10 protein-coding genes are annotated in these 11,984 nt (G+C 69.1%); 1 reads left to right on the forward strand and 9 read right to left on the reverse strand.

Features of this window, described 5'->3' with window-relative positions:
• Positions 1-245 precede the first annotated feature (245 nt).
• From AC6CHX_RS17560 to AC6CHX_RS17570, 3 genes are all read right to left on the reverse strand, one after another.
• Positions 246-1,385 carry a serine hydrolase domain-containing protein gene (locus AC6CHX_RS17560; protein ID WP_498273854.1) on the reverse strand — a complete coding sequence of 380 codons (1,140 nt, stop codon included), beginning with the start codon at positions 1,383-1,385 and terminating at the stop codon, positions 246-248.
• Positions 1,386-1,693: 308 nt separating this feature from the next.
• On the reverse strand, positions 1,694-2,857 hold the full coding sequence (locus AC6CHX_RS17565) for an acyl-CoA dehydrogenase family protein (protein ID WP_498273855.1): 1,164 nt from the start codon (positions 2,855-2,857) through the stop codon (positions 1,694-1,696).
• Positions 2,858-3,009: 152 nt separating this feature from the next.
• Positions 3,010-3,939: a M15 family metallopeptidase gene (locus AC6CHX_RS17570; protein ID WP_498273856.1), complete on the reverse strand. Its 930-nt coding sequence runs from the start codon at positions 3,937-3,939 to the stop codon at positions 3,010-3,012.
• A 74-nt stretch (positions 3,940-4,013) separates the two neighbouring features.
• Between AC6CHX_RS17570 and AC6CHX_RS17575 the strand changes: the two genes are divergently transcribed.
• Positions 4,014-5,096, forward strand: coding sequence for an Rv2578c family radical SAM protein (locus AC6CHX_RS17575; RefSeq protein WP_498273857.1), 1,083 nt, complete (start codon positions 4,014-4,016; stop codon positions 5,094-5,096).
• A 39-nt stretch (positions 5,097-5,135) separates the two neighbouring features.
• Here AC6CHX_RS17575 and AC6CHX_RS17580 read toward each other — a convergent pair whose 3' ends face one another.
• From AC6CHX_RS17580 to AC6CHX_RS17605, 6 genes are read right to left on the reverse strand one after another with little or no spacing between them, the layout of a single operon-like run.
• Positions 5,136-6,512, reverse strand: coding sequence for an NAD-dependent succinate-semialdehyde dehydrogenase (locus AC6CHX_RS17580; protein ID WP_498273858.1), 1,377 nt, complete (start codon positions 6,510-6,512; stop codon positions 5,136-5,138).
• A complete protein-coding gene (locus tag AC6CHX_RS17585) occupies positions 6,509-7,816 on the reverse strand; it encodes a M20 family metallo-hydrolase (RefSeq protein ID WP_498273859.1) in 1,308 nt (435 codons plus the stop codon). Before AC6CHX_RS17585 ends, AC6CHX_RS17580 begins: the two co-directional genes overlap by 4 nt.
• Positions 7,817-7,845: 29 nt before the next feature.
• The gene (locus AC6CHX_RS17590; RefSeq protein WP_498273860.1) at positions 7,846-9,537 is read right to left on the reverse strand and encodes a thiamine pyrophosphate-dependent enzyme; all 1,692 of its coding nucleotides are present in this window, start codon (positions 9,535-9,537) and stop codon (positions 7,846-7,848) included.
• 10 nt (positions 9,538-9,547) lie between these two features.
• Positions 9,548-10,210 (reverse strand): RraA family protein, encoded by a 663-nt coding sequence (locus AC6CHX_RS17595; protein ID WP_498273861.1) that lies wholly within the window; start codon positions 10,208-10,210, stop codon positions 9,548-9,550.
• Positions 10,203-10,592, reverse strand: coding sequence for a RidA family protein (locus AC6CHX_RS17600; RefSeq protein WP_498273862.1), 390 nt, complete (start codon positions 10,590-10,592; stop codon positions 10,203-10,205). Before AC6CHX_RS17600 ends, AC6CHX_RS17595 begins: the two co-directional genes overlap by 8 nt.
• Entirely contained in the window at positions 10,589-11,980 is a 1,392-nt protein-coding gene (locus AC6CHX_RS17605; RefSeq protein ID WP_498273863.1) for an MFS transporter, read from the reverse strand. Before AC6CHX_RS17605 ends, AC6CHX_RS17600 begins: the two co-directional genes overlap by 4 nt.
• Between the last annotated feature and the right edge of the window lie 4 nt (positions 11,981-11,984).

The following is an 11,984-nucleotide window of genomic DNA, read 5'->3' on the forward strand; positions in this document are numbered from 1 at the left end:
GACACGCTACATTCGAAGACTTCTCCGTATCGCATCCCAGAATTCCGCAGAAAACCGCGACAGGGCACCCGGAGACGTCTCCTCCACAAACGACCCAACCTCGAACTTATCCACGAATAGAGTCAGGCAGCGGCGGGCACCGTAGGCCGAGACGGTCAGCGCAACCGCCTGCCCAGCCAGCCGCACGGCAGTGCTCACGCCGTTGCAAGGCCGTCGTCGGCAACCGTGTCCCACTCGTCGTCGCATCACTCGGCAGAAGTGTCGGCACCGGCGTCCGCGAGTCCGCTCTCCTGCACTTCCGCGAATAGGCCCATGACCTCGGGCCCCATCTCGACCTGGGTCAGCACGATCCGGAACGAGCCGTCCGGGTCGATGGAGAAGTCGGTTCCCTGCCCACCGGACCACCCGTATCGGCCGGCCGCGTCCCCTCCGGTCTGCACCGCGACACCGAAACCCCAGCCCGTGCCCTCCCAGAATCCCGGGAAGAAGCTGTCCGGTGTCTTCGCGCTCGACGGGATCTGATCGGAGCGCATCAGCGCGAGCAGTTCGGGGTCGAGCATGACCTTCCCGTCGTGGCGCCCGCCCGCCGCCAGCATCCCGGCGAACGCCGCATAGTCGGACGCCGTCGACACGAGTTCGGAATGGCTGAGGTCGAACGGTGCGGGCGCCAGCGAGAATCCTCCGGCTGCAGGCTCGATCTCGACCAGCCGGCCGCCTTCGTGCCGGTACGCGGCGGGCAGCCGGTACGCCTGGTCGAGCGGAACCGTGTACCCGGTGTCGACCATGCCGAGCGGGCCGAACAGGTCACGCCGCAGATGTTCCTCCAGCGTGCCGCCGACGACGCGGGAGAGCAGTATCCCGAGAAGGCCGAACGAGTGGTGATAACGCCATCCGGTTCCGGGCTGGAAGGTGAGCGGCAGCGCCGCGAGCGCGTCCAACCACTCCTGCGCGCCGAGCGCCACGGGCTCCTGGCCCGCTGCCGTCCGGTTGGCGATCATCGCCTCCGCCAACGGAGTCGGTGCGACCTGCACTCCGTACCCCGAAGTGTTCGTGAGCAGATGCCGCACCGTGATGGGCGTCGCCGCCGGCTCGACATCGTCCAGCGTGGCGTCCGGCGCGCGCAGAACCCGACGGTCGACGAGCTCGGGCATCCACCGCTCCACCGGATCGTCGAGACCGAGGCGGCCATCCTGCACGAGCCGCAGCGCGGCAACCGCCAGGATCGGCTTCGTCATCGACTGGATGCGCACGATCGCATCCGGCGGCAGGTCCCCGGTCGCGAAGATCTCGACCTTCCCGCCCGGAGAGCCGAGGACGCCGATGATTCCTGGCGCGATGCCCCGAACGACGTGGTCAGCGAGGATCTGCGGGAGCGAGCTCGTCATGCCCTCGATTCAACCCCGCCCGGACACCCGTGTCCACGGCCCCCTCCCCTCCCCTTGCCCGTCCCCCACCCCCCGTCTCCCCTCCCCCACCCCCGACACAACTTCGGAGTTCCGGGGCGACACGCCGGCCCGCGGCCCCCTCCGACGGCGAGTCGCGCCCGATCTCCGAAGTTGTGTCGCGGGGAACGGGTTATGCCGCAGAGAAGAAGAGGCCGGGAGACGAAGACGAGGCCGGGAGACGAAGAAGAGGCCGGGAGACGACGAAGCCCCCGGATGCCGCAGCATCCGGGGGCCTCGAGAGCCGTGTGTCAGCGCTTGCCGACGATCTGACGACCGACGAGATCGCGCATGATCTCGTTCGTGCCACCGTAGATGCGGTGCACCCGAGCATCGGTGAAGGCGCGGGCGATCGGGTACTCCATGATGTAGCCGTAACCCCCGTGCAGCTGTACGCCGGTGTCGAGCACCTCCCACTCGCGTTCGGTCGCCCAGAACTTGACCTTCGCGGCGTCCTCCGCGGTGAGGGTGCTGTTCTTGTACGCGAGCAGCGCGCGGTCGATGTACGCCCACATCGCATCGGTGGTCGCCGCCATGTCGGCGAGCCGGAAGCGGGTGTTCTGGAAGTCGGCGATGCGCTCGCCGAACGCCTCGCGGTCCTTGGTGTAGGCGACGGTCCAGTCGAGAGCGGCCTGCGCGGCCGCGGCTGCGGCGACGCCGATCGAGAGACGTTCGAGCGGCAGGTTGAGCATCAGCTGGATGAAGCCCTGACCCTCCTTGCCGCTGATCAGGTTCTCGTCGGGGACGAACACGTCGGTGAAGCTGAGCTCGGCCGTGTCCCAGCCGTGGAAGCCCATCTTGCTGAGCTTCTTGCCCTGGTCGAAGCCCTCCATTCCCTTCTCGACGAGCAGCAGGCTGAACGCGTCGGGACGGTTGCCCTCGCCGGTCTTGACGAAGGTCACGACGACGTCGGCCGTCGTGCCCGAGGAGATGAACGTCTTCGCGCCGTTGAGGATGTAGCCGCCGTCGACCTTCTTGGCGTTGGTCTTGATGCCGCGCAGGTCAGAACCCGCACCAGGGTCGGTCATCGCGAGCGCGCCGAGCACTTCGCCCGTGGCCATGCGGGGCAGCCACTTCTCCTTCTGCTCCTGCGTTCCCATGTGCACGAGGTAGGGCACGGCCAGGTCGTCCTGGATGCCGAACGCACCGGCCAGCGAACCCGCCCCTGCGGCGATGACCTCTTCCATGACGATCGTGCGGAAGCGGTAGTCCTGCAGCATCCCGGCGCCGCCGAACTCCTCGGGGACGGACAATCCGATCAGGCCGGCCTCGCCGGCAGCGAGCATGGTCGCCCGGTCGATCTCCCCCGCGGCATCCCACCGCTCGATCGCCTCGTTGTTCACGTGGCGCTTGACGAAGTCCTTGACGAGGTCGCGGAATGCCTCGTGATCCTCTTCGTAGATGTCGCGTTCCATTGCGTCCTCCCGAACGTGTCGTGCATCGTTGCTCCGGCGATTCTACGTGTCGGCCACCACCTCGGACAGGACGTTGTGAGAATGCATCCCATCAGAGGTGACACTGGGTACCGCGGTTGTCGGATGCCGCAGAACGGGCCGTTCCGACCGATTCAGTGCGCGTAGTCGGGGGCCGCCGGGAGTCCGAAGAACTCCTCCAGCGTGTGGAATCCGCCATCGTGGTAGGCCCTGGCGAGGTCGACGCCGACGTAGCGGAGGTGCCACGGCTCGGGCGCGTAGCCGGTCACCGGCGTGCCCACCTGCTCGTACCGCACGATGAACCCGTACTCCCACGCGTGGGCCGCGACCCAGTCGCTCTGCGCGGTGCCGCCGAAGCCGTCGAGTCCACCGCAGCCGCTGCCGCACGCGACGACGTCGAGGGCGAGCCCGGTCTGGTGCTCACTGTGGCCTGGCCGGGCGGAGCCGGCATCCGCCTGCCCCTGACCCTGGGAGCGCACGTGGGTGTCGTAGGTCGTGACCTGCAGCCCGTAAGACCGGTAGCCGTTGTTGGCGCCGATGCGCCCCACGCCGGCGGCCTCCGCCGCGTCGGCCATCTGCCCGATGGCGGCCGCGACATCGGTCCGCACCCGGCCCGACAGCGTCGTCATCTGCAGCGGCACCGAGTCGAGCGCCCCGGGCTCGTAGTCCGCGGGCTTCAACGGGAGGCTCTTGTTCACGACGACCCAGACCCGCGCCGGATCACGGAGCGAGATGCAGGGCGCGTTGCCCGCCACCACGGCCTCGCGGAAAGCCGCTCCCCCGCCGAAGCCCGCGACCACGGCCGCGTCGTCGCCGGCCTGCACCGCCTGCTGCACGACCGGGTCCGCACACGGGTCGGCGGCCGTCGTCGCCTCGACCTGCACGGTCGGCACCTGCATCACGGCGACCGGCTCCGGCATCGGCGCGGCCTCCACCGCCGCGACGGGAGCGGAGGCGATCGAGAGCAGCACGCCGATCGCGGTCACGACGATGCCGAGCGGCAGCGCGGGGCCGTGAATCGGGGAGCGCGGAGCCGCATGCTGAGCGTGCGGCGAGAGGGGCATTGGTCCATTCTTTCACTCGAAGCTATGTCGCAGAAACACTTGCGTTCTTATCGTCATTATGTTCGAATGTGGAGATGCGGTGGCAGGGACAGAAACTCGGCGAGACGGATGCGGCGGCGCTGCCCGGGCTCGAAGACCGATCCAGCGTGCTGCGGTCGGTGACCACCCCCGAGTTCGCCGGGATGACGTTCCACGAGGTGCTGTCGAAGTCGGCCCTGAACCACGTGCCAGGCGCTTCGCGCATGCCGTTCGCCTGGACCATCAACCCGTACCGCGGATGCAGTCATGCGTGCGTTTACTGCTTCGCCCGCGGAACGCACGAGTACCTCGACCTCGACGGCGGATCGGACTTCGACTCGCAGATCGTGGTGAAGGTGAACGTGGTCGAGGTGCTCGAGAGGGAGCTGCGGCGCGGCAGCTGGCAGCACGAGACGGTGGCGCTCGGCACCAACACCGACCCGTACCAGCGGGCCGAGGGGCGCTACAAGCTCATGCCCGGCATCATCGAGACCCTCGCCGCGTCCGGCACCCCGATGTCGATACTCACCAAGGGCACGCTCATCCGCCGCGACATCCCCCTGCTCGTGAAGGCCGCGCAACGAGTGCCCGTCGACGTGCAGATGTCGATCGCGATGTACGACGACGAGCTGCAGAAGGCCATCGAACCCGGAGCACCGACCACCCAGGCCCGTCTCGACACCGTGCGGGCCCTGGCCGACGCCGGGTTCCCGGTCACGGTCTTCCTGATGCCGATCATGCCGCACATGACCGACTCGCTCGAGGCGATCGACAGCGCCCTCGTGCGCATCAAGGAGGCCGGCGCCCGCACCGTCATCTACGGAGCGCTGCACCTGCGACCGGGTGTGAAGCCGTGGTTCTTCGAGTGGCTCGGCACGCATCGCCCCGACCTCGTGTCGTCGTACCGCGGGCTCTACCCCGGCGTCTCGGCAGAGGCCCCGAAGGGATACCGGCAGTGGCTCGCGAAACGTGCGCGTCCGCTCATCCGGATGCACGGACTCGACGGCCGCCACGAAGACGACTACCCGCGGCGCGGGGTCCGACCAGGGCAGGGCCACGTGCAGACGGGTGCTGCGGCCGCCGCAGCGGTGCGCTTCACACCCAGCGCCGCCGCGGCTGCGCAGCCGATGCTGTTCTGAGAGCCCCGAAGACGACCGTCGCCCGACTGCGACTACCGCTCAACCGCGGTCGTGCGTGCGGATGAGCTTGCGATTCACGAACTCCGCCATGCCGTACTCGCCCAGCTCGCGCCCGATGCCCGAGGCCTTGACGCCGCCGAACGGCAGGTCGGCCTGCGTCTGCGACGGCCCGTTGATCGAGACCATGCCCACGTCGAGTCGGTCGGCGACGTCGGCGATGAGCGCAGGATCGGAACCGAAGATCACACTGCCGAGGCCATAGGGCGTGTCGTTCGCCAGCGCGACGGCGTCGTCGATCGAGCCGACCCGGTGCACCACGGCGACGGGCCCGAAGATCTCTTCGCGGTAGGCGCGAGCCTCGGGGGTGACGTCGGCGAGGATCGTGGGTTCCACGAAGGCGCCGGGGCGATCCAGGCGACGCCCACCGGTCAGCACGGTCGCCCCGTTGGCGGTCGCGTCGTCCACCTGGTCGATGACGGCCCGCGCGGCGGCCTCGGACGAAAGTGGCCCGAAGGAGATGCCTTCTTCGGACGGATCGCCGACGCGCAGTTCGCCGACCAGATCGGTGAACCGCTCGACGAAGTCGTCGTACACCTCATCCGCGACGATGAACCTCTTCGAAGCGGTGCACGCCTGTCCCGCGTTGCCCATCCGTCCGACCACCGCGGCACGCGCAGCGGCGTCGACGTCGGCATCCGGCAGCACGATGAACGGATCGGACCCGCCGAGCTCCAGCACCACCTTCTTCATGGCTCGTCCGGCCAGCTCGCCGACGGCCCGACCGGCACGCTCCGAACCGGTGAGCGAGACGCCCTGCACGGCGGGATGCGCGATGATGCGCGCGACCTGGTCCTCTGAGGCGTAGACGTTCTCGTACGCGCCCTCGGGAAGACCGACCCGCTCGAACAACTCGGCGATCGCCGCGGCCGATTCCGGACAGCTCGGCGCGTGCTTGAGAACGATCGTGTTCCCCAGCGCGAGGTTGGGTGCCGCGAACCTGGCCACCTGGTAGTAGGGGTAGTTCCAGGGCATGATGCCCAGGAGCACACCGACCGGAGCGGTGCGGACGACAGCCTCGCCCGTCGCGACGGGGAGCGGCCGGTCGCCCGCGAACGCCGGACCGTTGGTCGCGTAGTAGTCGTAGATGTCGGTGACGATCCCGATCTCGCCGAGCGCCTCCGCCGTGGTCTTGCCCATCTCCCTCGTGATGATGCGCGCGAGGCGATGGCTGTCCGCGCGGTACTCCGCAGCGACGGCGGCGAGATATCCGCACCGTTCCTCGACCGTGAGCGCCCGCCACGAGGGGTACGCCGCAGCCGCCCGCTCGACGGCGGCATCCACCTCGGCGTCGGTCGCGGACTCGTACCGGCGCACGATCTCGTTCGTCGTGGGGTCGGTGACGGCGTAATCGGTCATCTGGTTCGCTCCTCCACGGCACCGGGAGCCGGCGCCAGTTCTCCCTGTGCGAGTCGCCTGACGACATCCGTCAGGACGTCGAGGCCGGCCACGAGGTCCTCGTCGCGGGTGTACTCGCCCTCGTTGTGTGAGATCCCGTCCACCGATGGCACGAACAGCATCACGGTGGGCACTCGCCTCTTCATGTTTATCGAATCATGCCCGGCGACCGTGAGGATCTCCTCGCGGGAGTACCCGAGCCGCTCGGCAGATCCCCGTGCCAGCTCGACACCCTCCGGCTGATACGGGTCGATCCCCCATTCGTGCGAGAGCGACCGGCGGATGCCGACCTTCGCGGTCTCCTCGATCTCGGCGAACCGCTCCTGGAGCAAGGCGTTCGCCTCCGCGAGCACGGCTTCGTCGGCGCAGCGCAGGTCGAGCAGCAGCCGAACCTCCGAGGCGACGACGACCGGCGAATTCGGATACACGTCGAGCTGCCCGACCGCGGTGTGCAGCACCCCGGGGAACCTGTCGGCGAGCTCACGGGCGAAGACCACCAGCAGCGAGGCACCGTACAGAGCATCACGTCGATCGACCATCACGGTCGCCCCGGAGTGCGCCTGCTCGCCCTCGACGGTGACGACGTACTTACTGGCCGCCCAGCTGGCGGTCACGAGTCCGATCGTGCTGCCGGAGTTCTCCAGCACACGCCCCTGCTCGATGTGGATCTCGGCGCAGAACGCCGCCTCCGGGCCGTCACCGGCACCGAGGAAGCCCGCGGGCTCCAGAGCCTCGGCCACCGTGATGCCCGAGCGATCCGTCGTGCCCAGCGCCTGCTCCAGCGGGAGGACGCCGGTGTACACGCTCGACCCCATCATGGACGGGGTGAACCGCGAGCCCTCCTCGTTGAACCAGTTGACCACGGCGATGTTGAAGCGCGGCCCGGTGGCGCCGTCGGCGGCCCACTCCTCCGCGAGCCGGAATGCTGCATGAGCCGCTGCGAGCACACCGTAGGCGCCGTCGTAGCGTCCCGCCGTCGGCTGCGAGTCGAGGTGCGAACCGACGACGACGAACGGCGCCCCGGGGACGACCTCGAGCAACCCGAACTGGTTGCCGATGCGGTCGTATTCCACACGCAGACCGTGCGACTCGAGAAGCTCGGCGAACCAGCGCCGCTGCGCGACGTCGGCGTCACTGCCCGCCTGCCGGTCGACCCCGCCGTTCGGGGTGGCTCCGAACTCGCTCAGCCGAGCGAAGTCCGCGAGGAACCCCTCGGCGTGGGTGGACGCGGCGGCCCGGTCGACCGCTCCCTGTTGGATCGTCATGGCGGATCCTCCTCGAATCGTCACGGTGTTCAGACGGCGGTCGACGGCGCACGCACGGCCGGGTCCTGACGCAGGTGGAGCACGGCGGGGCGGCCGCTGGAGCGGGCCCGCCGGTAGGCGTCGCGGAAGTCGGCGGAGTGGGCGACGGTCTCGCCGTACGCCCCGTAGGAGCGTGCGAGAGCCGCGAAGTCCGGGTTGGTCAGATGCGTTCCCGACGGACGACCCGGGTAGTGGGCCTCCTGGTGCTCACGGATGGTCGCGAAGACGCCGTTGTCCACGACGATCGCGATGAAGGGAGCGTCGTAGCCGACAGCGGTCGCGATCTCCTGCCCGTTCATCATGAAGCAGCCGTCACCGGCGATCGACACGACCTCGCGTCCGGGCAAGGCCAGCGAGGCCGCGACCGCGGCGGGGATGCCCATGCCCATGGCGCCGTTGCGGGGGGCGACGAGCGTCGCCGGTGCGTGGTGCGGCAGGTACCGCGCCGGCCAGATGGCGTGGTTGCCGGCGCCGAACGTGATCACCGCGTCCGAGGTCAGCTCCTCGCGGAGCACCGCCATCACCTCCGTGAGGTCGACGTACTCCTCTGCGGCGGTCGCCACGTCCCTGGCGGGGGACGGCGTCGAGAACCGGAGATGCGCATCGCGCGCCCGCTGAAGACGCGACTCGTCGAACGTCACGCCCAACGACTGCGGCAGACGGGCGACGAGGTTCGCGGCGTCGGAGGCGATCAGCTGATCCAGGCGCCCGGAGTGCCCGCTCGGCTCCCCGGGCAGCACGACGACCGTCGCCGCGTCGTGTCCGAGCCGGTAGCCGTCGCTCAGCACATCCGTGCGCGAGGTTCCGATGAACACGAGCAGGTCGGCGTCGTCGAACAGGTCGGCGGCGTGGTCGGCTCGACCGTAGCCGAGAGCGCCGACGTAGGCCCCGTCGTGCGGGACGGCATCGTAGGCGCGGAAGTCCGCGAGGACCGGGATGCTGTGCCGCTCGGCCCAGTCGACCAGGGTGCGCCCGGTCTGGGCGGACCACCCTTCGCCGCCGACCACGACGACCGGACGCTCGGACCGCGCGAGACGCGCGACCAGTTCCTCGACGGCTGTGGCTCCCGCCTCGGCCCCGGCGGCCACCGTGGGCTCCAGCGTCGTCGCGCCCTCAGCGGAAAGCCGGATGACGTCCTCCGGCAGGCCGATGACCACGGGGCCCGGTCGCCCGGAGCGCGCGATGCGCATCGCCTCGGTGACCACGCGGGCCGCGGACGATGGATCGTCGAGCGTCGTGACGTGCTTCGCCGTCGAGCCGAACCATCCGGTGAGGTCGAACTCCTGGAACGCCTCGCGCCCGCGATCAGACACGGGGATGAGTCCGACGAACAGCACCATCGGCGTCGCGTCCTGCCACGCGGTGTGCACGGCGATGAAGGCGTTCGCCGCCCCGGGCCCGCGCGTGACCATCGCCACGCCGGCGCGGCCGGTCAGGCGGCCTTCGGCCAGCGCCATGAACGCCGCCCCGCCCTCGTGCCGCGTGATGACGGTCTCGATCGACGAGTCGTGCAGACCATCGAGCACGTCGAGATAGGACTCGCCCGGAACGCCGTACACACGCTGGACGCCTTCGCGTTCGAGCTGGGCGACGATGAGGTGCCCGGCGGAACGCGTCTCGGACACGGACGCGAGGTCCTGCTCGTCGGTCGCGCGCGAGTCGGTGGTGATCTCGATGGTCATTCGGGGCCTTTCAGAGTGTTTCGGTGTCCAGGGCGAGCAGATCCTCGAGAGGATCGCCCCGGCGGATGCGCGCCAGCAGTTCGGGTTCTGCCTGATCGGAGCGTCGTGCGGCATCCAGGATTTCTGGGGTGAGCGCGTCGGAGCGGAACGCGACCACACCGTTCTCATCACCGGCGACCAGGTCGCCGTCGGCGATGGACACGCCCCCGATGCTCACCGACCGACCGACGCCCGTGATGGCTGTGCCCAGGCGCTTGGTGGTGAGCGCCGTGGTGCCCGTCGCGAACACCGGCAGCACCGCTGCGGTGGTGGTCAGCGCGGAGAGGTCCGTCACCGGACCGTCGACGACGATGCCCGCGGCTCCCCGGGCGAGCGCAGCCGCCGTGGTCACCGCGCCGACCGGAGCATGACGCTCGCTCTGCACGCGGATCACGAGCACCGCTCCCGGCCGCAGTCGCACCAGCGCACGGTTCACCGCGATCGCATCGGGCTCGGTGAGATCGACGGTCACCGCCCGCCCCGCCATCCGCCCGACCTCGCCGATCGGACGGATACGGGGATCGCAGAACCCCTCTTCGAGGAAGTGGCCGAGGGTGGGGAGCTCCACCTGCAGGAGCGCTTCGACGAGAGGATCGACGAGAGAGTCGGCAGCGGCAGACGCGACGTCAGTCATCCGTCTCCTCCTTCAGCACGGCGACGCACTCGAGTTCCAGTGCGACGCCCCACAGGCTCACGCCCACGGTCGTCCTGGCCGGCAGATGCTCGCCGAACCACCGCACGTAGATTCGGTTGTACGCCTCGAGGTCGGCAGCATCCGTGAGGTAGCCGTTCACCTTGACGACGTGTTCGAGACTGCTTCCGACGCCGTCCAGAAGGGTGCGGAGATTGTGCAGAGTGGCCTCGAGCTGCTCCTCGAAGTCCGAGGGGATGCTGCCGTCCGCGCCCGCGGGGATCTGCCCCGAGGTGTACACGAAGCCGTTCGCGACCACCGCCTGCGAGAACGGGCCCACCGGTCCCGCGAGGCCGTCGACCGTCCGCACCCTTCTGATCGTCATCGTCCCACCGTCTCCGGGAGGTCGTCGCGCACCGGCGCATCGCCCGCGGACGAATCCTCGGTATCCACGACGTCGATGTTCTTGTGCAGACCCTCTGCGAGGAGCAGCAGCGCGATGAGCGACAGCACGGCCGCACCGCCCACGTACCACGCGATCGACGAGCTCTGTCCGGTGATCGACAGCAGCGCGACGGTGATCGCGGGCGTGATGGCCGATCCGAGCAGCCCCGAGAGCATGTACGCGACCGAGAGCCCCGAGTACCGGATCTTGGAGCCGAAGAGCTCGGCGAGGAACGTGGCGATCGGGCCGTAGTTCGCCGAGAACGCCAGCATCATGAGCGCGTAGGCGACGAACACCATCGCATCGCTGCCGGTGTCGAGCAGCCAGAAGAACGGGAAGGCGAGCACGATCTCGGCGATGATGCCACCGGCGATCACGGGCTTGCGGCCGACGCGGTCGGACAGGCGTCCGAAGGCGGGGATCGCGAAGAGCGCGACGATGCAGGCGACCAGTACGGCCCAGAGCATCAGGTCGCTGGAGTGGCCGAGCTCGGAGGTGCCGTAGTTGACGCCGGAGGCCACGAGCAGCGTGAAGGTCGAGCCCGTCGAGAGCGTCGCGATCCCGCCGAGCAGCACCTGCTTCCAGTAGTGGCGGATGAGGTGGGCGAAGGGGAGCTTCGCCTTCGCCCCGCGCTCGCGCACCTTGCGGAAGCTGGGGGTCTCCTCGATGTTCAGACGGATGTAGATGCCGACGGCGACCAGGATGATCGAGCCGATGAACGGCACACGCCATCCCCACGCCACGAGCGCTTCGTCGTCGATCATCGCGGTGACGACGAGGAACGCCATGTTGGCGATCAGGGTTCCCGCGGGAACACCCACCTGCACGAGCGATCCGTACCAGCCGCGCTTGGCGGGCGGAGCGTGCTCGACGGTCATCAGAACCGCGCCGCCCCATTCGCCGCCGAGGGCGAGGCCCTGGATCACGCGCAGGGTGAGGAGGATGAACGGCGCGGCGATGCCGATCGTGGCGAAGTCCGGGATGAGTCCGATGGAGAGCGTGGCCGCGCCCATCGTGATGAGCGAGATGAGCAGCATGGACTTGCGGCCCAGTCGGTCCCCGAAGTGACCGAAGAGGATGGCACCCACGATCCGCGCGAGGTAGGCGGAGGCGAAGGTGAGGAACGACAGGATGGTGCCGACGGCGGGGTCGAGGTCGGGGAAGAACACCTGATTGAAGACGAGCGCCGATGCGGTTCCGAACAGGAACAGGTCGTACCACTCGACCGTGGTGCCGATGACACTCGCGGTCGAGATCTTGCGCATCTTGGCTCGGTCGAGACGACCTGATTCGGCCGGCGACGGTGCCGACGAGGGTGTGGCGGACATAGAT

The sequence above is a fragment of the Microbacterium sp. GQ128 genome (assembly GCF_059758615.1).

Bases quoted from the DNA above. Each gene is read 5' to 3' on its own strand.
- AC6CHX_RS17560 (WP_498273854.1), bottom strand. From the start codon at position 1,385: ATGACGAGCTCGCTCCCGCAGATCCTCGCTGACCACGTCGTTCGGGGC.
- AC6CHX_RS17565 (WP_498273855.1), bottom strand. From the start codon at position 2,857: ATGGAACGCGACATCTACGAAGAGGATCACGAGGCATTCCGCGACCTC.
- AC6CHX_RS17595 (WP_498273861.1), bottom strand. From the start codon at position 10,210: ATGACTGACGTCGCGTCTGCCGCTGCCGACTCTCTCGTCGATCCTCTC.
- AC6CHX_RS17580 (WP_498273858.1), bottom strand. From the start codon at position 6,512: ATGACCGATTACGCCGTCACCGACCCCACGACGAACGAGATCGTGCGC.
- AC6CHX_RS17600 (WP_498273862.1), bottom strand. From the start codon at position 10,592: ATGACGATCAGAAGGGTGCGGACGGTCGACGGCCTCGCGGGACCGGTG.
- AC6CHX_RS17570 (WP_498273856.1), bottom strand. From the start codon at position 3,939: ATGCCCCTCTCGCCGCACGCTCAGCATGCGGCTCCGCGCTCCCCGATT.
- AC6CHX_RS17575 (WP_498273857.1), top strand. From the start codon at position 4,014: ATGCGGTGGCAGGGACAGAAACTCGGCGAGACGGATGCGGCGGCGCTG.
- AC6CHX_RS17590 (WP_498273860.1), bottom strand. From the start codon at position 9,537: ATGACCATCGAGATCACCACCGACTCGCGCGCGACCGACGAGCAGGAC.
- AC6CHX_RS17585 (WP_498273859.1), bottom strand. From the start codon at position 7,816: ATGACGATCCAACAGGGAGCGGTCGACCGGGCCGCCGCGTCCACCCAC.
- AC6CHX_RS17605 (WP_498273863.1), bottom strand. From the start codon at position 11,980: ATGTCCGCCACACCCTCGTCGGCACCGTCGCCGGCCGAATCAGGTCGT.